The organism is Rhizorhabdus sp. P4_G6, from assembly GCF_056401045.1.
Genome location: NZ_JBFUKC010000002.1, coordinates 160,258 through 180,273, shown reverse-complemented (window position 1 = coordinate 180,273; position 20,016 = coordinate 160,258). Strand labels below are relative to the sequence as shown.

Sequence of the window (20,016 nt, the reverse complement as noted above, 5' to 3'; positions counted from 1 at the left end):
GGAGAGCTCGTGCGCGTGCTTCTTCCCGTATCGCGGGTACAGTTCGTGTCGGAGGTCTGTGGATGAGCCGCTACCAAGGATTCCGCGTTAACGGCTGGACGTGCAACTTCACGACATTTTCGGCGAGCGAACTCACTACGATCGCGGACATTCCGGGCCAGATTCAGCGGCTCTGGCGAAGCCGGGGGCAACTGCCCGGCGGCGGCCGAAAGAGCGGAAACTTCGATGCCCGCGAGGCGGCCGAGATCATGGTACGCTATGATCTGTCCCGGCTCGGCGTCCCACCTTCCGAGACCGACGAGATCGGAAGTGCCGCGGCGCAGATCATGCTGTGGTTCGCGCTGCTCAATTCCGATGGCACCTGCGAGGTGAATGGGACTCAGGAAGACACTGCGAACTTCCTCAAGCGCTTCCAACAGGACGAGCGCATAGCAGGAGCCCTGACAGCCGAGCCGAAGGTCCAACGCTACCTCTGGAAAGCGCCGGGCGACAAATTGAGCTTTGCTACCGACATCGCTAAGGTGATCGAGGCTCAGGGCCAGCGGGCAATGACGTTCCTCGATCTTGAAAAATCGGCGTTTGATCTGGCTGAGAAGGCAGGAAAGCCGCTTTTCTCGATTGACGTGTCAGGAGATGCCATTGGTCGGCGAGTGCGCCGCCTCACTGGTCAGCGGCCAAGTCTCACGGTCGTTAAATAGACGAACCCCAGGCTAATCCTTCTTTGCCCCTTGGGCCGGTCCAACTTGCCGACGAAATCGTAGCGTGCCTCCCCCGTCAGGCTCTACCCACCTAATGAGCAGGTCGTTGTCTTCCATTACAAGATCGAAGCGTTGAATAGATGGATCTGCCGCGTTGATGAAGTTCATTTCAGATGGTGATGATGGGATACGGTCGTACCTCACCTCTTTCTTACCTGCGAAATATGCATGGAACGTGGCATTTTTCGTTCCGTCACTGGTGACTCGCCAACTATTTAGGCCGCCAGCCCATTTATCAAAATCCGACTTCAAAATGCCGAACAGTGACCCATCTTCTCTGAAACTGACTCTCATATCGATAGCGAGCGGCCCGCTTCCCAATCGCCAATCTCCTGTGAGCCGTTCAACCGGCAATTGCGCGAGCACGGTTGGGGCTGGAGGGCCTATGAGCGCCCGCGCATCCATCGCATCCAGAAGAGAGCGAGCTTTGACAGCCGCCGAAGCTGCGTCTGATGAGCTCTCAGAGTCCTTGACGACACTCTCGACGAAGCTGTCATACTCCTTTCCGCACACAGCTTGTGCGGCTTTCATATGAGCTTCCGGCGAACCGGCGTCTTGACGACGATCATAAGCTCCTCGGGCGAAGCACATCACATAGGCTTCATACCGATTCTTCGACTCCGCCGAGTAGCGTTCTTCGAATATGTTCAAAGGCTGAGACTGCGAGACAATTTCTGCCAAAAGAAGTGTGGCTAGGATCATCGAGCGTCATCCCCGTCGGCGAGGCGTTCGGTCTAGTATGCCTGATACGGGGATGCAAAACGTCGCTGAAAACCGGAGCAGCGCTCGTATTTGGTTAGCCAAACTGACGCCAGAAGAGGCGAGAGTCGATTTTCAATAACCGGGTTGGGCAAACTACCTCACCACCCTAAAGCTAGCTCGCCGCGCCGCGCCGCCATGGATATCCGGGGAGCTGCCCTGCGAGCGGCCAGAGGACGTTGATGGCCAATCCGCCGATCACCAGCGCCGCCGCCACCAGCTTCCACGCAGGCAGCGACTCTCCCAGCAGCAGCGCCGAGGCGCCCATGCCGAATACCGGCACCAGCATCGCCGTCGGCGTGATCGTCGCGGCCGGATGGCGCGACAGCAGCCAGCCCCAGGCTGCGTAACCAAACAGAGTGTTGCCGATCGACTGCCACAGCACTGCCGCCCAGGCTTCCGGCCCCGCATGGTTGACCGCAGCGCTGATCGCTGGCCATCCCTCCATCAGCAGCGAGCCCATAAACAGCGGCGGGATCGAGAACAGGCTCGCCCAGACCACGAAGGAAAGCATGTTGGTGGCGCCGCTCGCCTTGGCGACATGATTGCCGCCGGCCCAGCCCATCGCGGCGACCAGCACCAGCCCGAGGCCCAGCGGGGTAGCGCTGCTGTCCCCATGCAGGATGATGATCGCGATGCCGATCGTCGCCATCACCAGCGCCACGAGCTGGAACGGCCGGACCTTTTCGCCGGTGAAGGCCATCGCCAGGCCGATGGTGAAGAACACCTGGCTCTGCACCACCAGCGAGGCGAGGCCCGGCGAGATATGGCCGTTCATCGCGATATAGATCATGCCGAACTGGCCGAAGCCGATCAGCACTCCATAGGCGGCCAGCGCCTTCCACGAAACCGCCGGCTTGCGGATGAACAGGGCCGGTAGCAGCGCGAAGCAGAAACGCAGTGTTGCGAACAGCAAGGGCGGCAGCTCGTCAAGCCCGATCCGGATCACCACGAAATTGGTGCCCCACACGACAACGACCGCGAGCGCCAGCAGCAGATGGCGCAGCGGCAGGCCCGGYGATGGAGCAGTGGCGTTCATGCGGCGGCCATATCGGGCAACCGACCGGAACGCCATCCGGACAATCGCGCTTCATTGTCTTGCCTTCCCTGGCGCGAAGTGGGCCTTACCCCCGCGCCTCGCGCGCCAACAGCGCCCGCTTGCGCTCGACGCCCCAGCGATAGCCTGAAATCGAACCATCGCCACGCACCACCCGGTGACACGGCACCGCCACCGCGAGATGGTTGGCGGCGCAGGCGCCGGCGACGGCGCGGACCGCAGCGGGATCGCCGACAGCTTTGGCAAGCTCGGCATAGCTGCGGGTCTCGCCGGCCGGAATCGCCTGGAGCGCCTGCCACACGCGGCGCTGGAAAGCGGTCCCGCGAATGTCGAGCGGCAGCGCCAGCCCTTGTGCCGGTTCCTCGATCATCGCCACCACATGCGCGACCTTCTCCTGGAAGGCGATATCGGCGGCGATCATCCGGGCATTGGCGAAGCGCCGTCCGAGATCCCCAACCAGCGCGTCGTCATCGTCACCGATCAGGATGGCGCAAATCCCTCGCTCGCTTTCCGCCGCAAGCACCCGGCCGAGCGAAGATGCGCCGATTCCATAACGGATCTCGGTGGCGGCGCCGCCCTTGCGATAGGCCGCGGGAAGCATGCCCAGGGCAGCATCGGCAGCAGCGTAGAAGCGCCCGCTCGATCCGAAACCCGCCTCGTAGAGCGCCTCGGTCACCTGCGTGCCGTTCCCCAGCGCCGCGCGGACTTTCCGCGCCCGTTCGGCATCGGCATAGCCTTTCGGCGTCAGGCCGGTGACGCTGCGGAACAGGCGGTGGAAATGGTGCGGGCTGAGCCCTGCCCCGGCGGCGAGTTCGTCGAGCGACAACGCCTCCTCGGCCTGCTCGATATGGCGGCATGCCGTCGCGACCAAGGCGGCCTGGCGCTCGGCAAGCGGCGCCTCGTTGGGCCGGCACCGCTTGCAGGGCCTGAACCCGGCAGCCTCGGCCGCAGCCGCATCGGCATGAAAGGCGACATTGCGCCGATTGGGCGTCCGTGCGCCACAGGCCGGGCGACAATAGACGCCCGTCGTCGCCACCGAATATACGAAGCCATCTGCCCGCGCGTCCCGCGCCAGCACCGCTTCCCACCGCGGATCATCGATCGTCAACGTCATCGCCGATACCTTTCGCACATATTGCCTGTGCGATCATCTGGCACCTATGACGCCGGGACGCCTCCCGGCGCTTGCTTTCGAATCGAGAAGACCCGCCGGCAGCTCTCAGGCGGCTGCGCGGGCCTCGGCTTCGCCTTCGCAATCGGGGCAACGGCCGCCGTGAGGATAGGCGGCATCGGCATTGTGCCAATGCCCCACCATCGCCTCGAAAATCTCTATTCCCTCGCCATAGCCGAGGCCGCGCAGCACATCGTTCGTCAGCAAATCGATCGCGCGGTGCGCCGCATGGCCGTGCATCGTCTCCACGATCAGACGCGCGCGATCGGCAAACTCCTTGGCGGTCATCAGGGGAGCGGGCTTGGTCATCGCCGCGCCCTAACGCCCAAAACCGGCCATTTCAAGGCTGAGCTGTTCAGGGCCGAGTGGACGGCGGCGTTACGGCCTCGTCGCGGCAGAAGCCCTCGCCCTGCTGGATCATCAGGCAGTTCTGCTTGCCCGCCAACCATTTCAGCCTGGTCTCGTCGCCGGTCGCCGCGCGGATGCTCTCGGGCCGGCCATTGCGGGTGAAGCGGATCATGTCGCCATCCGCGGTGCCGTCATAGCTGTTGGTGCCGTCGAGCAGCGTCACGCTCAAGATGTAATGGCCGTGCTCTCCGGCCGGCTGGATATCGAGCATCAGCCCCTCGACCCCGATCCACTTGCCGACCCAGGCATCGGTGGGCAGCGCGGTGGCGGCGCTGTTGACCGTCGGATCGACGTCGTCGATCATCTCGTCGGCGGCGACGTTGCCGGTCTCGGCGACATTGTCGATCGGATGGGCATCCTCGCCCTTTGCGCACGCAGCCAGCAGGAGGACCGCGGCGAGGCTTGCGCCAAGACAGGCAGATGTGCGGATATTCATCGGGTCAACTCCCTGCGCGCGACTGCCGCCGCTTCAAGAGGTCATCGCGGGCGAGGTCAACAGCAAAGATGGCGGCGCCCATTATGATGGAGCTCGGCATTGCGATAACCGGCTATCATCCCTAGAGACCGGCCAGCACCCGACTCGTCAGCACTGGACAGGATATATGGCCGAAATCGTTGCCATCGCATCCGATCATGCCGCGTTCGACTTGAAGGCCGCGCTCGTCCTGTGGCTTCGCGAAGAAGGCCATGAGGTTCGCGATCTCGGCCCCGACAGCACGGCATCGGTCGATTATCCCGATTATGGCTATCGGCTCGCCGAGGCGATCGCCGCGGGCGAAGCGACCAAGGGCATCGCCCTATGCGGTTCCGGCATAGGCATATCGATCGCGGTGAACCGCCATCCGGCGGCGCGCTGCGCGCTGGTGTCCGAAGTGCTGTCGGCCAGGCTCGCACGCGAGCATAACGATGCCAATGTCATCGCGCTCGGCGCGCGGCTGATCGGCATCGAGCAGGCCAAGGCCTGTGCCTCCGCCTTCCTGTCGACACCGTTCGGGGGCGATCGCCACGCCCGCCGCGTCGACAAACTCACCCACCCCCGTTTCCACAAGGAACCCGCATGAGCAGCAAGCCCGCCGCCACCCTTTCGGACGTCCAGCCCGACGGCTTCTTCACGCGCGGTCTCGCCCAAGCGGATCCGGCGGTGTTTGGCGGCCTCCAGCAGGAAATCACGCGCGAGAAGAAGCAGATCGAGCTGATCGCATCGGAGAACATCGTCTCCAAGGCGGTGCTCGAGGCGCAGGGCTCGGTGTTCACCAACAAATATGCCGAGGGCTATCCGGGCAAGCGCTATTACCAGGGCTGCCACCCCTCGGACGTGGTCGAGCAGCTGGCGATAGACCGCGCCAAGCAGCTGTTCGACTGCGGCTTCGTCAACGTCCAGCCGCATTCGGGCGCGCAAGCCAATGGCGCGGTGATGCTGGCGCTGACCAAGCCTGGCGACACCATCATGGGGCTCAGCCTCGATGCCGGCGGCCACCTCACCCACGGTGCCAAGGCCGCGATGTCGGGCAAATGGTATAACGCGGTGCAATATGGCGTGCGCCCCGACGATCACCGTATCGACTTCGACCAGGTCGAGGCGCTGGCCCGCGAGCACAAGCCGACGCTGATCATCACCGGCGGCTCGGCCTATCCGCGCCACATCGACTTCGCCCGCTTCCGCGCCATCGCCGACGAGGTCGGGGCGCTGTTCATGGTCGACATGGCGCATTTCGCGGGCCTGGTGGCGGGTGGAGTCCACCCCACCCCGTTCGGCCATGCCCATGTCGTCACCACCACGACTCACAAGACGCTCCGCGGCCCGCGCGGCGGCATGATCCTGACCAATGACGAGGCGATCGCGAAGAAAATCAACTCGGCGGTGTTCCCCGGTCTTCAAGGCGGCCCGCTGATGCACGTCATCGCCGCCAAGGCGGTCGCGTTCGGCGAGGCGTTGCAGCCCGACTTCAAGGCTTACGCGGCGGCAGTGGTCGAGAACGCCAAGGTGCTCGCCGCGCGCCTCAAGGAACGCGGCGCCGATCTCGTGTCGGGCGGCACCGACACCCATCTCGCGCTGGTCGACCTGCGCCCGATCGGCGTCACCGGCCGCGATGCCGACGAAGCGCTCGAACGCGCGAGCATCACCTGCAACAAGAACGGCGTTCCCAACGATCCGCTGCCGCCGGTCAAGACGAGCGGCATCCGGGTCGGCTCGCCGGCCGGTACGACGCGCGGCTTCGGCCCGGCCGAGTTCCGCGACATCGCCGACATGATCGCCGATGTGCTCGACGGCCTCGCCAAGAACGGCGCCGAGGGCAACGGCAAGATCGAAGCCGACGTCAAGGCGCGGGTCGAGGTGTTGTGCGATCGTTTCCCGATCTATCCGGAGCTTTGATTTGATCCGCTCACGCGGATGCGGCCCCGGCCCGTGCGCCCGTAGGGCACAATAATGCGCTGCCCCTTCTGCGCCCATGACGACAGCCAGGTGAAGGACAGCCGCCCCACCGACGACGGGGCGGCGATCCGGCGGCGGCGGCAGTGCGAGGGATGCGGTGCGCGCTTCACCACTTTCGAGCGGATCCAGCTGCGCGAGATGACGGTGGTGAAAAGCGAGAACCGGCGCGAGCCGTTCGACCGCTCGAAACTCGAACGCTCGATCCAGATCGCCTGCCGCAAGCGTCCGGTCGATCCCGTCAGGATCGAGCGGCTGGCCACGGCGATCCAGCGCCAGATCGAAACCCTGGGCGACAACGAGATTCCCGCCAGTGCGGTCGGCGAGATGGTGATGGACGGCCTCAAGGCGCTCGACAGCGTCGCCTATATCCGTTTCGCCAGCGTGTATAAGGACTTCCGCGAAGCCAAGGATTTCGAGGATTTCGCCGGTGCGGTAAGCGAGGCGGGGCGGGAGTGAACATTCCAGCTTCCGTCCCATATTCGCCGGCCCGCTCATCCTGAGTAGGGGCTGAGCTTGGCGAAGCCCCGTATCGAAGGACCCTTAAAGTGAGTTTCTGGGCCTATATGCTGCGCTGCGCCGACGGCAGCTTCTATGTGGGTCATTCCGATGATCTGACGAGCCGGATCGCTCAGCATCAATCCGGCGCCATTACTGGTTATACGCAAAGCCGCCGCCCCGTCAGTCTGGTGTGGTCCGAGGAGTTTCCGGAACGCGACCAGGCTTTCGCGGCGGAAAGGCGGATCAAGGGCTGGTCGCGCCTCAAGAAGCAGGCTCTGATCGATGGCAACTGGTCCGCCCTCACGCGGCTCGCCAAGAAGTCGAGCATCCTTCGAGACGAGGCTTCGGCAAGCTCAGCCTCTCCTCAGGATGAGCGGCAAGAAATGCGAAAGCCGCAAACAGCAGCCAGCCCCCCCGTCATCGTCCTCGTCCGCCCCCAGTTGGGCGAAAATATCGGCAAGGCCGCGCGCGCGATGCTCAACTTCGGGCTAATCGAGCTGCGATTGGTCAGCCCCCGCGACGGCTGGCCCAATCCCGATGCAGGTCCAGCGGCCTCGGGTGCGGACATCGTTCTCGAGCGCGCCCAGGTTTACGACAGCGTGGCGGAGGCGACCGCCGATTGCGCGCATGTCTATGCGACGACGGTGCGCAAGCGCGGTGTGACCAAGCCGGTGGTGACGCCCGAGGCGGCCGCCGCTGATATTCATACGGAGAGCGGCCGTTGCGCGATCCTGTTCGGGCCCGAGCGATCGGGTCTTGAAACCGACGATGTCGCCTTGGCCAGGACGATCATCACCGTCCCGATCAATCCCGAGTTCGGCAGCCTGAACCTCGCGCAGGCGGTAATCCTGATCGCCTATGAGTGGTCCAAGGGCGTCGAACTCTCTTCGCCGCCAGCGGTAGAACTCGATCCCCCCGCACCGCAGGAAGACCTTGACGGCCTGATCGACCATCTCGATCGGATGCTTACCGACACCGGTTATTTCTTTCCGCCGGACCGCGCACCGGTCACCAGGCGGACGCTGCGCAGCCTGCTGACGAAGCCAGCGTGGAACGCTCAGGAAATACGGACGCTGCGCGGAGTTCTCAGTACTATCGACAAGCCGCGCCGGCGCTGAAATGCTGCGGCGCCGCGAATATATCCCCTAAATCATCGGACTTACATGGTTGATGGGCGCTCACCCTGATTGTAAACTAGATGTAAATCCCAGTTTTCTGCGGAATCTTGCATCGATCTTCGAAATGTCGTAAGTATCTTGGATTGCGTTCTGTGATCGGGGGATCTGTGGTCATGCGTATCAAGCTGTTCGCCCTTGCGGCGGCTGCCATTGCCTGTGCGGCGGGAGGGCCGGCTCAGGCTGCGAACCTGCTCGTCAACGGCGATTTCGACCTGGTCACCATGACCAATGGCAATGCCCAGCATTCGACGATCTTCGGTGATGGCACCGATGGCCTCCCCACCCTGACGGGCTGGACAACCACTGGCGGCTACAACTTCGTCATGATGGACAATCCCAGCTATTTCGGGGGCGGCTCGCTGACCGGCGCCGATGATCTGTTCGACGGGGCCTATACCACCGCCAATCCCGGCGATTCCCGCTTTTCGCTGTGGGGTCCCGATACATTCGGCAGCCCGGAGATGAACGGCCTGACGAACAGCCCGATCACCTCGACCGGTGGCGGCGGCAATTTCATCGCTGCGGACGGCGCCTATCTCAACCGTCCGATCGAGCAGGTCGTGACGGGCCTCCAGATCGGCCGGCAATATCACCTGACCTTCGCTTGGGCCGCAGCCCAGCAGCAGGGCTTCTCGGGCGACACCACCGAAGGTTGGACCGTCTGCTTCGGCATCTGCTCTTACACCATACCAAGCGGCGAGGAGGGCAGCACCGTCTTCGATCCGGGTTCCGAATTCTACACGACCCACATCGAAGCCAATGCCAGCCATGGCTTCGTTCCGTGGCAATATGAGAACATGACCTTCACCGCGACCGCGACCACGCAGACACTGTCGCTGCTCGCTTATGGTACGCCGATCGGCCAGCCGCCCTTCGCGCTGATCGACAACGTCAATCTCTCGGTGCCCGAGCCGTCGACCTGGGCGATGATGCTGATCGGCTTCGGGCTTGTCGGCGGGGTGATGCGGACGCGCCGCCAGCCATTGACGGGCCGGCGCGCGCTCAACGCGCAGATCATCTGAAAATCGATCCCCGCCGGCCGGCGGCTGACAGGACAGCCGCCACGCCCTAGGATCGGCGGCCGGCCGTTTTGGAACCAGGGCGGAACAACATGTCCCCCGAGTTGATGCACCTGCTGCTGATCCTGAGGAGCCAGATCATCTGGCTGTTCCTGCTGATCGCGCTGTTCGTGCCGCTCGAGCGCCTGTTCGCCGTGAACCGACAGCCGACTCTTCGTCCGCAGATGCTGGTCGACCTCGGCTATTATTTCCTGACCGGCCTGATTCCAACGCTGATACTCGCCTTCCCGTTGGGGGCCATCGCCGCGCTCTCACGACAGCTTGTTCCGGATAGCTATTTTCTCTGGGTCGCGATGCTGCCGATCTGGATCCAGATTGCCGCCGCCTTCGTGATCGGCGAACTGGGCTTCTACTGGGGCCACCGGGCGATGCACCAGGTGCCGTGGCTATGGCGCTATCATGCGACCCACCACGAGCCGGAGCGGATGGACTGGCTCATCAACAGCCGTGCCCATCCGATCGACATCATCTTCACGCGGATGTGCGGACTGTCGCTGGTTTCGATCGCGGGCTTCGGAGCGCCGGGATCGGGATCGGGCAGCAGCATACCGGTGCTCGTCCTGATCGCCGGCACGGTGTGGAGCTTCTTCATCCACTCCAATATCGGCTGGCGGCTCGGCTGGCTCGAACATGTCCTGTCATCGCCACGCTTCCACCATTGGCATCATTCGCGGATCGATCACGTCAACCGCAACTATGCGTCGATCCTGCCCTTGTACGACCGGATATTCGGTACGCATCACCTGCCGCCAACGGCGTGGCCCCCCAGCTATGGCATTGCCCCGGAGAACCGGCCTGACATGACGATCGCCGAACCCGAAGCGGGGGACCCACCCTAAAGCAATGATCGTCTGAGGTGGAAGCGCGTGGCGCTTCCGCCGAAAGCGTGAATCAAGGTCTAGGATTGCCGCCTGTCGAACGTCTCGAACTCATAAGCGATCGATCCCTCCACCAGCATGTCGTACAGCTGGTAGGCAAGCTTCGGCGGAAAGCCCCGGTCGTTGGCGACCTTGACCGCATGCGCCACCACCGCCGCCTTGCGGACTTCGTCGCGCACGGCGTCGCGGCTCGGCTTGATCCGCGCGGCCGCCTCGATATAGCGCATTCGTTCGGCCAGCAGCGTCACAACCAGCGTATCCAGCGCATCGATCGCGGCGCGGACCTGGCTCATATCGGTGCAATCGGCGGCGGGTACGGTTTTTTGGTCGGTCATGCGCGGCCCTTAGCGCGGTCCGGCAGGCTTGACTATCCGCCCTTTCGCCGCCATAGGCCCGCCTTCGCAATAGGCCCCACACCCCGGTGAAGTGGTGGCCCTGCCGTTCGCAAGGACCAAGCAGAGCGAAATACCGGGAAAGAACCGTCCCTGCCGAAGCTGGGACGAAAACGTTGTAGCGATTGAAGGAAATATCATGACGAAGCGCACCAGCGCCAAGTACAAGCTCGACCGTCGCATGGGCGAGAATATCTGGGGTCGTCCGAAGAGCCCGGTCAACAAGCGCGAATATGGTCCGGGCCAGCACGGTCAGCGCCGCAAGGGCAAGATGTCGGATTACGGCATCCAGCTGAAGGCCAAGCAGAAGCTCAAGGGCTATTACGGCGACGTCACCGAGAAGCAGTTCAAGAAGAACTACACCGAGGCTTCGCGCATGAAGGGCGACACCTCGCAGAACCTGATCGGCCTGCTCGAGCGCCGCCTCGACGCCGTCGTCTATCGCGCCAAGTTCGCGCCGACGATCTTCGCCGCGCGCCAGCTGGTCAGCCACGGCCACATCCGCGTCAACGGCGTGAAGTGCAACATCGCGTCGCGTTTGGTGAAGCCGGGCGACGAGATCTCGCTGGGTTCGAAGGCGCAGGAAATGGCGCTGGTGCTCGAAGCACAGGGCCTGTCCGAGCGTGACATTCCCGAATATATCGCCGCCGACGGCGGCTCGAAGGTCACCTACGTCCGCGTGCCGACGCTGGACGAAGTGCCTTATGCCGTGAAGATGGAACCGAACCTGGTCGTCGAATTCTATTCGCGCTGATCGGTCCCGAATCGGGGAATTACAGAGGGCGGCCTTCGGGTCGCCCTTTTTCGTTCAGGGGGCGTAGGCGCGCAGGAAGATGTCCATCGCCGCATCGGCATCGGCGGCGATAAGCTCGGGCGTCGGCGCCTCCAGCTGGCCGAGCAGCAACTGCTGGTAACATCCCGAGACGCACAGGCTCGTCAGGACCTTCGCGGCCCGCATCGGATCGTCGCAGCGGAGCAGGCCGCGCTCCATCGCCGACTCGACAAAACCCTCGAGGAGGACGTGAATTGTGGACGGCGCGCGCTCGTAGAAAATAGCTCCCATCTCCGGGAAGCGGCCGGCTTCGGCATGCACCAGCCTGTGCAGCGCGATCGCTTCGGGACTTGTGACCTTGTGCAGGTAGCTTCTGCAAAAGGCTCGGAGTGTCCGCTCAGGATCCCCGCATGGATGGAGCAACGTCGAAACCTCGAGGCGATACGCCGATGTGGCGCTGTCGAGCACCGCCTCGAACAGAGCCTCCTTCGACGGGAAATAGCTCCATAGGGTAGCCTTCGACCCGCCGAGGGCCGCTGCGATGCCGGACATCGTCGTCGCGGCATAGCCTTGCTCAAGGAACGATCTGCGGGCAACCGCCAGAATGGTCTCCCGGCGATCGAGCCGCCTGGCCTCCCTCCGTCCCAATATCGGCTTTTCATGTACCATGATCATTACCGTACTATATGGTACAGATCAGCATTGACAAGTGGCCAACTTGGGATCACATGCCGAAATAATACCAGGCAGTACGGTTTCATATGCATTCGAATCGGTTCTCGATGTCCCGCCTGACCTTAGCCGCCGCGATGGCGGCTTCGCTAACGGCGTGCGCGGCCGTGCCAAATCTCGGAGCCAGACCCCAGATCCGCTCGGCAGCGACGATGGCGGCCGAGCGAAGCCTGGCGACTCCCACGTCCGCTGATTGGCCGGATGGCGACTGGTGGGAAAGCTATGGCGACGTCCAGCTTGCGCAGCTTATCGACGAGGGCCTCAAAGGATCCCCTGATGCCGTCGCAGCGGCAGCGCGCTTCCGTCGCGCGCAGGGACTGGCGCAGGCGGCCGGCGGCTCCCTGCTTCCGTCGCTCGACGCACAGGGCAAGGGCGGCGTGGAAAAACAGAGCTATTATCTCGGGATTCCACCGGCTTTCGTGCCGCACGGCTGGAAGGACACCGGACAGGCGGCACTGAACTTTTCATTCGACCTGGACGTCTGGGGCCGCAACCGCGCTGCTCTCGCCGCAGCAACCTCCGAAGCGGAGGCGGCCCGGATCGAGCAGGACCAGGCCCGGCTGATGCTCACCACGAGCATTGCAGCAGCCTATGCAGACCTCGCGCGGCTCTACGCCGAACGCGATGTGCAGGCAGCGGCCATTGAGCTGCGGCTCGCGACCCAGAAGCTGGTCTCGGATCGGGTCAGGACCGGGCTCGACACCAGGGCTGAGCTCAAGCAGGCGGACGCTGGCGTTCCGCAGGCGCGAGCCGACCTGGCCGAGATCGACGAGATGATCGCGCTGGGCCGCAACCAGCTCGCCGCCCTCGTCGGTGCCGGCCCGGACCGCGGATTGACCATAGCCCGCCCCTTGCTGACAAGCCTCCATCGACCTGGCTTGCCCGCACAGGTGACGACCGATCTCATCGGCCGGCGCCCGGATATCGTGGCGGCGCGGGCGCGAACCGAAGCTGCCGCAAGCCGGATCAAGGTCGCACGCGCCGATTTCTATCCTTCGATCAGCCTCGGCGCACTTGTCGGGGTACAATCGATTGGGCTGGAGAATCTCACCAAGGGCGGATCGCTCTTCGGCAATGCAGGACCTGCCGTGAGCCTTCCGATCTTTCATGGCGGCGCCTTGAGCGGCCGCTATCGCGAAGCGCGCGCACGCTATGACGAAGCGGTAGCGGATTATGACAAGACCGTCATAGGCGCCTATCGCGAGGTTGCCGACGCCGTGACCAGCCAGCGAGCGCTGGCCGATCGCCTCGACCAGTCTCGCCAGGCGCTCGCCGACTCCGAGGAGGCCTATTCGATCGCCCGCAAGCGCTACCAGGGTGGATTGTCGACCTATCTCGACGTGCTGACCGCCGAAGAGCGGGTATTGCAGGCGCGCCGCTTCGTCGCCAATTTGGGCGCCCGCGCGTTTGCACTCGACGTCATGTTGGTCCGAGCGCTTGGCGGAGGCTTCACGACCACTACCGCACATCTTGCCAAGGACAGGCCCAATGGCTGATGCCGATCCAGTGACCAAGCCTTCGGATGCCTCGATGCACGAGCTTGAAGACGCCGCCAAGGCTGTTCGGCTGCAGGCGCGCAAGACCTGGTTGACGCGACTCGCGCTTGCCGTGGCGGCGGCCGCCTTGCTCTATACGCTCTGGTACCTGCTGATCGGCCGCAACCATGTCAGCACCGACAACGCCTATGTGAATGCCGAGGTGGCCCAGGTGACACCACTGCTCTCGGCGCAGGTCCTCTCGGTCACCGTCAGCGACACCCAGCCGGTGCGGCGCGGCGACATATTGGTGCGCCTGGACGACAGCAACAGCCGGATTGCCTATGCGCAGGCGGAGGCGGAACTGGCGCGCGCCAGGCGCATGTTCCGTCAGGCGTCGGCCACCAGCACCTCCCTGTTGGCGCAGGTCGAAGCACGCCGCGCCGACATCGCGCGCGCCGAGGCCCAACTCGCCAACGCCCGCGCGGATTACGACAAGGCCCGCATCGATCTCGATCGGCGCCTCGAACTTCAGCCCTCGGGTGCGGTGTCGGGCGAAGAGCTGACCAGTGCGCGCAAGGCGTTCGCGGCCGCTCGCGCCAATCTCGACGTCGCCCGCGCGGGCATCGCCCAGGCGCAATCGAGCCGCGGTGCCGCATCAGGCGAACTCGCGGCCAACCAGGCGCTTGTGTCCGGCTCGACGATCGAAACCGATCCGATGGTGCTGGCCGCGAAAGCGAAGCTCGAGGCTGCAAGGCTGGATCTCGATCGCGCCGTCATCCGCGCGCCCATCGACGGGATCGTCGCACGCCGGCAGGTTCAGGTCGGGCAGCGCGTTGCGCAGGGCACCTCGATCATGACCATCGTGCCGCTGTCGAAGGTGTATGTCGAAGCGAACTTCAAGGAACGGCAGCTCCGCCGCGTGAAGCCTGGCCAGCCGGCAACCCTGACGGCCGACATCTATGGTGGCGATGTCGAATATCATGGCCGGGTCGTCGGCTTTTCGGGGGGCACCGGCTCCGCCTTCGCTCTGATCCCGGCGCAGAATGCGACCGGCAACTGGATCAAGGTCGTCCAGCGCGTGCCGGTACGGATCGAACTCGATCCCAGGGAGCTCGCCGCGCACCCATTGCGGGTCGGGCTGTCCATGGAAGCCGAAGTCGACGTCTCCGGCGACTGAGCTTCCATGGACCACAGGGAAACATATGACCTGGTCACCGGGCGGCGCAGGTTCCTCGCCACCATCGCCTTGGCGTCCGCCAACCTGATGGTCATCCTGGACCTTACAATCGCGAACGTGTCGGTACCGCATATTGCCGGCAACCTCGGCATATCACCCAGCCAGGGGACGTGGGTCATCACCTCCTATGCGGTCGCCGAAGCCATCTGCGTACCGTTGACCGGCTGGCTCGCCGAACGCTTTGGTGCGGTGAGGACATTCGTGCTGGGCGTGCTCGGTTTCGGCATCTTCTCGGTGCTGTGCGGCATGTCCGTCAGTCTGGGGATGCTCATCGTCTGCCGGATCGGGCAGGGAATATGCGGCGGTCCGCTAATGCCGCTCACCCAGACGCTGTTGCTTCGGCTGTATCCGCCGGAAAAACGCGCCCAGGCAACGACCCTTTGGGCGATGACATCCTTCGTGGGGCCGGCGCTGGGTCCAATTCTGGGCGGCACGATCAGCGACAATATAAGCTGGCACTGGATCTTCTTCATCAACGTGCCAATCGTCGCCTTCTGCGCCATCACCGCCTACAGGCTCGTGCGGCCGATCGAAACGCTGACCGTCAAACGGCCGATTGACATAATCGGACTGGCCCTGCTCATCACCTGGATCGGTGCGTTTCAGATCATGCTCGACATAGGTCGCGAGCATGACTGGTTTGCCGATCCGACCGTCTTGGTCTTGGGGATCGTCGCCGGGATCGGATTCCTCGTTTTCGTAATCTGGGAATTGACGGAAGATCATCCGATCGTCGACATCAGGATGTTCCGTTACCGCGGATTTTCGATCGGTGCGGTGTCGCTCGCGATGGGCTTCGGAGCCTATTTCGCGGGGATCGTGGTCATACCCCAATGGATGCAGCTGTCGCTCGGCTATACCGCCACCCAGGCGGGCTTCGCCACCGCATTCACAGCTATGTCGGGGATGGTCGTAGGACGCTTCGCTCCACTCCTGGCAACGAAGATGGATCCGCGGATCATCCTGTCAGCCGCCCTGGTCTGGATCGGCATCGCGACGCTGGTCCGTACCAATTGGACCAGCGGAGCGGATTTCTGGACGTTGGCGCTGCCCCAGATGTTGATGGGCTTGGGCATGCCCTTTTTCTTCGTGACGGTCACGACGATGACGCTGGGATCCGTCGCGCCGGAAGAGGTCGCATCGGCTGCGGGTCTTCAGAACTTCGTCCGCACGATAGCCTTGGCGGTCGCGACGTCGTTGACGATGACCTACTGGGATGACCAGGCACGGAGCTTCGGCAGCGATCTGGCCGGAAAAATCCACGCCGACGTGACCAGCGCCGCGCTGACGGCCAGAGGTTTCTCGACCGAACAGGTCCGCACGATCATCGCGCAACTTGTCGACAAGGAGGCGCTGACCCTTGCCACCGACAAGGTGTTCCTAATCGTCGCGCTAACGATGTGGCTGATCGCAGCCTGGGTGTGGCTGTCCCCCCGCCCGAAGGGCAATGTGCCAGCCGAGGCCGCCTTGCACTGATCGAGCACAGGCGATCCCGCGCGCAAGAAGATCGGTCAGGGGTCCAATCCCTGCTCCAGCGCGTCCTCGACCTTCTCGAGCCATATGAACTCGAGCTTCTCGCGGGCATTTTGCGGGATGTCGTCATAGTCCCGGCGGTTGCGGGCCGGCAGCATGACACGGGTTATGCCAGCGCCTGCCGCAGCAACGACCTTCTCCTTTATGCCGCCGACCGGCAGCACCAGTCCCCGGAGCGATATCTCGCCGGTCATCGCGGTATCGCTGCGCACGGTCTTGCCCGTCAGCAGCGAGGTCAGCGCCATGAACATCGCCACCCCGGCGCTCGGACCATCCTTTGGCGTGGCGCCGGCGGGGACGTGGACATGAACGTCGCTCTTCTCGAACGATGTGGCATCGATTCCCAGTGCGTCGGCCCGGCTCTTGACGAGGCTGAGCGCTGCCTGCGCGCTCTCCTTCATCACGTCGCCGAGTTGCCCCGTCAGGATCAGCCGCCCGGAGCCGGACATGCGGCTCGCCTCGATGAACAGGATGTCGCCGCCCACCGGCGTCCATGCCAGCCCGGTGGACACACCCGGCACACTGGTCCGCTGTGCCACCTCATTCTCGAATATATGGCCGCCGAGTATCTCGGTCACATCCGCCTCACCCAACGCGACATGGGTCGCGCTGCCCTCGGCGATCTGGACTGCCGCATGGCGGATCACCTTGCCGATCTCGCGCTCCAGATTCCGCACCCCCGCCTCGCGGGTATAGTGGCGGATGATGGCGCTCAGCGCGGCGCCGTCGATCTCGACCTGCCCGTCCGCCACACCGTTCGCTTCGAGCTGGCGCCGCACGAGATAACGTTCGGCGATGCGGAGCTTCTCCTCCTCGGTGTAGCCGGCGAGCGAGATGATCTCCATGCGGTCTCGCAACGGCCCGGGGATGGTATCGAGCATGTTCGCCGTGGCGATGAAGACAACTCGGCTGAGATCGAATGGAACGCCGAGATAATTGTCCCGGAAGCTGTTGTTCTGTTCGGGATCGAGCACTTCGAGCATCGCCGAGGATGGATCCCCCTGGATGCCGCGGCCGAGCTTGTCTATTTCGTCGAGCATCATCACGCAGTCGCGCGTGCCCGCCTTGCGGATCGCCTGGATGATGTTGCCGGGCAACGCGCCGATGTAGGTGCGGCGGTGGCCGCGAATCTCCGCCTCGTCATGTACGCCTCCGAGGCTCACGCGCACGAACTCGCGCGCCATCGCCTTCGCGATCGACTGGCCGAGCGAGGTCTTGCCCACGCCGGGAGGGCCGGCGAAGCAAAGGATCGGCGCCTTCCCCTCCGGCGCGAGCTTGCGCACCGCCAGATATTCAACGATCCGGCGCTTGATCTTGTCGAGCCCATAATGATCCGCGTCGAGCTGCTCTCGGGCCTGGGCGATGTCGATCGGCTTGGGATCGGGCGTCGCCCAGGGCAATTCGGTCAACCAGTCGAGATAAGTGCGGATGATGCCATGTTCGGCGGCGCCGTCGGGCATCCGCTCGAGCCGGCGCAGCTCCTTCGTCGCCTGCTTCTCGATATCCTCGGGCATGCCGGCCTTGGCGATGGCATCGCGGAGTTCGGCGATCTCGGCGGAATTGCCTTCGTCCTCGCCGAGCTGACGCTGGATCTCCGCCATCTGCTCGCGCAGCAGATGCTCGCGCTGGCGATTGCCGAGTTTCTCCTGCACGCCGCGGCCGATCTCCGCGGACAGACGGAGCACTTCAAGACGTTGCGCGAGCAGCGCCAATACGCGGTCGAGCCGCCTGTCGAGGGCGACAGTCTCCAGTATCTCCTGCTTCTCCTCAGTCGTTATGTCGAGATAGGCTGCCGTCATGTCGGCAAGCGACGCCGCGGATGCGATGTTCTGGATGGCGTCGCTCAGCCCTTGCGGCGCCTGCGGCAGAAGCTGCACGGTTTCCAGTGCCTGTTTGCGCAGGTTGATGAACCGCGCCTCTATCTCAGCGCCTTTGGTCGATGGCTCCTCGATCCGCTCGATCCTTGCGACGAGGAACGGCCAGCCATGCAGGAACTCGAGGACGCGAAAGCGCGACTCACCCTGCACGATGAGGTGATTGGATTCATCGGGGCCGGTGATGTAGCGCAGCACGTTGGCGACCGTACCCATGCGGTGCATGTCGAGCGCCGTCGGGTCCTGCAGTTCCGCGTCTCTCTGGGTGAGAATGCCGACCGGCCGGCTCTCACGCACCGCCGCCTGGGCACCGTTGACCGAAGCGGGACGCCCGATCGTCAGCGGCATCACCACATCGGGAAACATCACGAAGTTGCGCACCGGCAAGATGATCATGGCGTCGGCCGGCAATTCCGGCATCGTTGTGCGGATCTCGACAGCCTCCGTCCCCGCCTCCGCGCGGTCCGTTCCAGTCAGGGCATCGGTCATCTGCGTGCTCCCCCGTTTGCCTTGTGCAACGTCACCAGCAGGCAGCCATTGAGGCTGGACCGGCGCACCGCCTCATAGCGGCCGGCAGGCAGCGGGAGCCGGCGTTCGAAGCACCCCTGCGGAAGTTCCAGGCGATGGATCTTCGCGGTGCGGAGTTCGGAGGGAAGGATCCGCGAGCCGCGCACGATCAAGATGCCGTCTTCGATCACCGCCTCGGTCTGCTCGACATCGACGCCCGGCAAAGCCACCAGCACCAGCACCTGGGCGTCGGTCTCGAGCATGTCGGCGGGCGGCTCCCAGCCGGGCGCACCACCCGCCGATCGCACCGGTGCGAAAGATTGCCGGTTGAGGCGCTGGACGCGATCGATCAGATCGACGGCGTCTGCCCACATCCAGTTGCGTGTACGACCGGTCATTGGCGAGTCCTCTCTCGTGGCACGGAAGCGGATCGCGCGGACGACCCGGCCACTCTCTTCCTAATAAGGAAACGGCCAGCGCTGATTTCAAGCAGCTGTGGCGAGTGATACGCTTGGCGATCGTGACGGTTCCGGCAGGCACGCGGCCTGAATGGCGGTGCGCGGAAAAACGCATGGTATACAACCACATGTCTTGTGCTTATGGTAAAGTTGTGCGCCCGGGTTGGGGGACCCATCAATGGACTTGCCGATCATCCTGGTTGTCGAAGACGAGAACATCATCCAGGCGGTCATCGAGGACGCACTCGTCAATGCAGGCTTTGCCGTCATGCTGGCCGGGGACGGCCCCGGCGCGATGGCTGCCCTGGAAGGCGACGGTCAGCCGGATGCAATCGTAACCGACATTCGGCTGGGAAGCTCGATCTCGGGCTGGGATGTCGCGCGCCATGCGCGCGAGCTGAAGCCGAACATCGGGGTGGTGTATATCAGCGCCGACAGCGGCGTCGAATGGCACTCCCAGGGCGTACCCGGCAGCTTGTTCATCCAGAAGCCATTCGCAGAAGCCCAGATCGTCACCGGCGTGTCCACGGTGATCAACAATGCCGACAGAACGCCGCCAAGCTGAGCCGCCGTGCACGCTGTCGTGCCGGACAGCGAACTGATCGGTAAAGGACGCTGGTCACATGGTCCCTTATGCGAAGCCGGACACGGTGCTCGCAGCGATCGATCGAGCTCACCAGCGGGCGACTAAGGTCGCTCCCGCGGGCGAGAGATCATCGCAAATGTGACGAAGCGCGGCCACGCGCATGGCTTGCTGCTCGAAGCTCCGCCGCAGAAGTGCTATGAGGTGACACTGACAAGCGGGGCCCTCGA

Annotated in this window: 21 protein-coding genes; 12 read left to right on the top strand and 9 right to left on the bottom strand. The window is 63.9% G+C overall.

Annotation, left to right across the window (positions count from 1 at the left end; genetic code table 11):
- Positions 1–62: 62 nt before the first annotated feature.
- Positions 63–698, top strand: coding sequence for a hypothetical protein (locus tag AC1DPF_RS03145; RefSeq protein ID WP_477959659.1), 636 nt, complete (start codon positions 63–65; stop codon positions 696–698).
- Between the two features lie 12 nt (positions 699–710).
- Here AC1DPF_RS03145 and AC1DPF_RS03140 read toward each other — a convergent pair whose 3' ends face one another.
- The 5 genes from AC1DPF_RS03140 to AC1DPF_RS03120 form a co-directional block, all read right to left on the bottom strand.
- Positions 711–1,460, bottom strand: a complete 750-nt coding sequence (locus tag AC1DPF_RS03140; RefSeq protein WP_477959657.1) for a hypothetical protein — start codon at positions 1,458–1,460, stop codon at positions 711–713.
- Between the two features lie 172 nt (positions 1,461–1,632).
- Positions 1,633–2,556, bottom strand: a complete 924-nt coding sequence (locus AC1DPF_RS03135; RefSeq protein WP_477959655.1) for an EamA family transporter — start codon at positions 2,554–2,556, stop codon at positions 1,633–1,635.
- 85 nt (positions 2,557–2,641) lie between these two features.
- Entirely contained in the window at positions 2,642–3,688 is a 1,047-nt protein-coding gene (gene ada / locus AC1DPF_RS03130) for a bifunctional DNA-binding transcriptional regulator/O6-methylguanine-DNA methyltransferase Ada (RefSeq protein WP_477871796.1), read from the bottom strand.
- A 105-nt stretch (positions 3,689–3,793) separates the two neighbouring features.
- Positions 3,794–4,054, bottom strand: a complete 261-nt coding sequence (locus AC1DPF_RS03125; protein WP_477871798.1) for a hypothetical protein — start codon at positions 4,052–4,054, stop codon at positions 3,794–3,796.
- 46 nt (positions 4,055–4,100) lie between these two features.
- Positions 4,101–4,589, bottom strand: coding sequence for a hypothetical protein (locus AC1DPF_RS03120; RefSeq protein WP_477871800.1), 489 nt, complete (start codon positions 4,587–4,589; stop codon positions 4,101–4,103).
- 166 nt (positions 4,590–4,755) lie between these two features.
- Between AC1DPF_RS03120 and rpiB the strand changes: the two genes are divergently transcribed.
- From rpiB to AC1DPF_RS03090, 6 genes are all read left to right on the top strand, one after another.
- Positions 4,756–5,214 (top strand): ribose 5-phosphate isomerase B, encoded by a 459-nt coding sequence (gene rpiB, locus AC1DPF_RS03115; protein ID WP_477871802.1) that lies wholly within the window; start codon positions 4,756–4,758, stop codon positions 5,212–5,214.
- The gene (gene glyA, locus AC1DPF_RS03110) at positions 5,211–6,527 is read left to right on the top strand and encodes a serine hydroxymethyltransferase (RefSeq protein ID WP_477959653.1); all 1,317 of its coding nucleotides are present in this window, start codon (positions 5,211–5,213) and stop codon (positions 6,525–6,527) included. The genes rpiB and glyA overlap by 4 nt, the downstream gene beginning before the upstream one ends.
- Positions 6,528–6,581: 54 nt before the next feature.
- The gene (nrdR, locus tag AC1DPF_RS03105; protein WP_477871806.1) at positions 6,582–7,043 is read left to right on the top strand and encodes a transcriptional regulator NrdR; all 462 of its coding nucleotides are present in this window, start codon (positions 6,582–6,584) and stop codon (positions 7,041–7,043) included.
- 89 nt (positions 7,044–7,132) lie between these two features.
- A complete protein-coding gene (locus AC1DPF_RS03100) occupies positions 7,133–8,203 on the top strand; it encodes a TrmH family RNA methyltransferase (protein WP_477959651.1) in 1,071 nt (356 codons plus the stop codon).
- 173 nt (positions 8,204–8,376) lie between these two features.
- Positions 8,377–9,285, top strand: coding sequence for a PEPxxWA-CTERM sorting domain-containing protein (locus AC1DPF_RS03095; protein WP_477871810.1), 909 nt, complete (start codon positions 8,377–8,379; stop codon positions 9,283–9,285).
- Positions 9,286–9,374: 89 nt separating this feature from the next.
- Positions 9,375–10,181: a sterol desaturase family protein gene (locus AC1DPF_RS03090; RefSeq protein ID WP_477871812.1), complete on the top strand. Its 807-nt coding sequence runs from the start codon at positions 9,375–9,377 to the stop codon at positions 10,179–10,181.
- A 59-nt stretch (positions 10,182–10,240) separates the two neighbouring features.
- On the opposite strand, the gene AC1DPF_RS03085 is transcribed toward AC1DPF_RS03090, so the two are convergent.
- Entirely contained in the window at positions 10,241–10,555 is a 315-nt protein-coding gene (locus tag AC1DPF_RS03085; RefSeq protein WP_477871814.1) for a chorismate mutase, read from the bottom strand.
- 196 nt (positions 10,556–10,751) lie between these two features.
- Between AC1DPF_RS03085 and rpsD the strand changes: the two genes are divergently transcribed.
- The gene (gene rpsD / locus AC1DPF_RS03080) at positions 10,752–11,366 is read left to right on the top strand and encodes a 30S ribosomal protein S4 (protein WP_477871816.1); all 615 of its coding nucleotides are present in this window, start codon (positions 10,752–10,754) and stop codon (positions 11,364–11,366) included.
- 54 nt (positions 11,367–11,420) lie between these two features.
- Here the strand turns inward: rpsD and AC1DPF_RS03075 are convergent, their stop codons facing one another.
- A complete protein-coding gene (locus AC1DPF_RS03075; protein WP_477959828.1) occupies positions 11,421–12,053 on the bottom strand; it encodes a TetR/AcrR family transcriptional regulator in 633 nt (210 codons plus the stop codon).
- A 92-nt stretch (positions 12,054–12,145) separates the two neighbouring features.
- Between AC1DPF_RS03075 and AC1DPF_RS03070 the strand changes: the two genes are divergently transcribed.
- From AC1DPF_RS03070 to AC1DPF_RS03060, 3 genes are read left to right on the top strand one after another with little or no spacing between them, the layout of a single operon-like run.
- Positions 12,146–13,612: an efflux transporter outer membrane subunit gene (locus tag AC1DPF_RS03070; RefSeq protein ID WP_477959649.1), complete on the top strand. Its 1,467-nt coding sequence runs from the start codon at positions 12,146–12,148 to the stop codon at positions 13,610–13,612.
- Positions 13,605–14,771 carry an EmrA/EmrK family multidrug efflux transporter periplasmic adaptor subunit gene (locus AC1DPF_RS03065; protein ID WP_477959647.1) on the top strand — a complete coding sequence of 389 codons (1,167 nt, stop codon included), beginning with the start codon at positions 13,605–13,607 and terminating at the stop codon, positions 14,769–14,771. The genes AC1DPF_RS03070 and AC1DPF_RS03065 overlap by 8 nt, the downstream gene beginning before the upstream one ends.
- 6 nt (positions 14,772–14,777) lie before the next feature.
- Entirely contained in the window at positions 14,778–16,307 is a 1,530-nt protein-coding gene (locus AC1DPF_RS03060) for a DHA2 family efflux MFS transporter permease subunit (protein ID WP_477959645.1), read from the top strand.
- Positions 16,308–16,342: 35 nt separating this feature from the next.
- On the opposite strand, the gene lon is transcribed toward AC1DPF_RS03060, so the two are convergent.
- Together lon and AC1DPF_RS03050 are read right to left on the bottom strand one after the other, a co-directional pair.
- Entirely contained in the window at positions 16,343–18,727 is a 2,385-nt protein-coding gene (lon, locus tag AC1DPF_RS03055; RefSeq protein ID WP_477871824.1) for an endopeptidase La, read from the bottom strand.
- Positions 18,724–19,143, bottom strand: coding sequence for an Hsp20/alpha crystallin family protein (locus AC1DPF_RS03050; RefSeq protein WP_477871826.1), 420 nt, complete (start codon positions 19,141–19,143; stop codon positions 18,724–18,726). The genes lon and AC1DPF_RS03050 overlap by 4 nt, the downstream gene beginning before the upstream one ends.
- 238 nt (positions 19,144–19,381) lie before the next feature.
- Here AC1DPF_RS03050 and AC1DPF_RS03045 point away from each other — a divergent pair, with 238 nt between their 5' ends.
- Positions 19,382–19,768, top strand: coding sequence for a response regulator (locus AC1DPF_RS03045; protein WP_477959643.1), 387 nt, complete (start codon positions 19,382–19,384; stop codon positions 19,766–19,768).
- Positions 19,769–20,016: the final 248 nt, after the last annotated feature.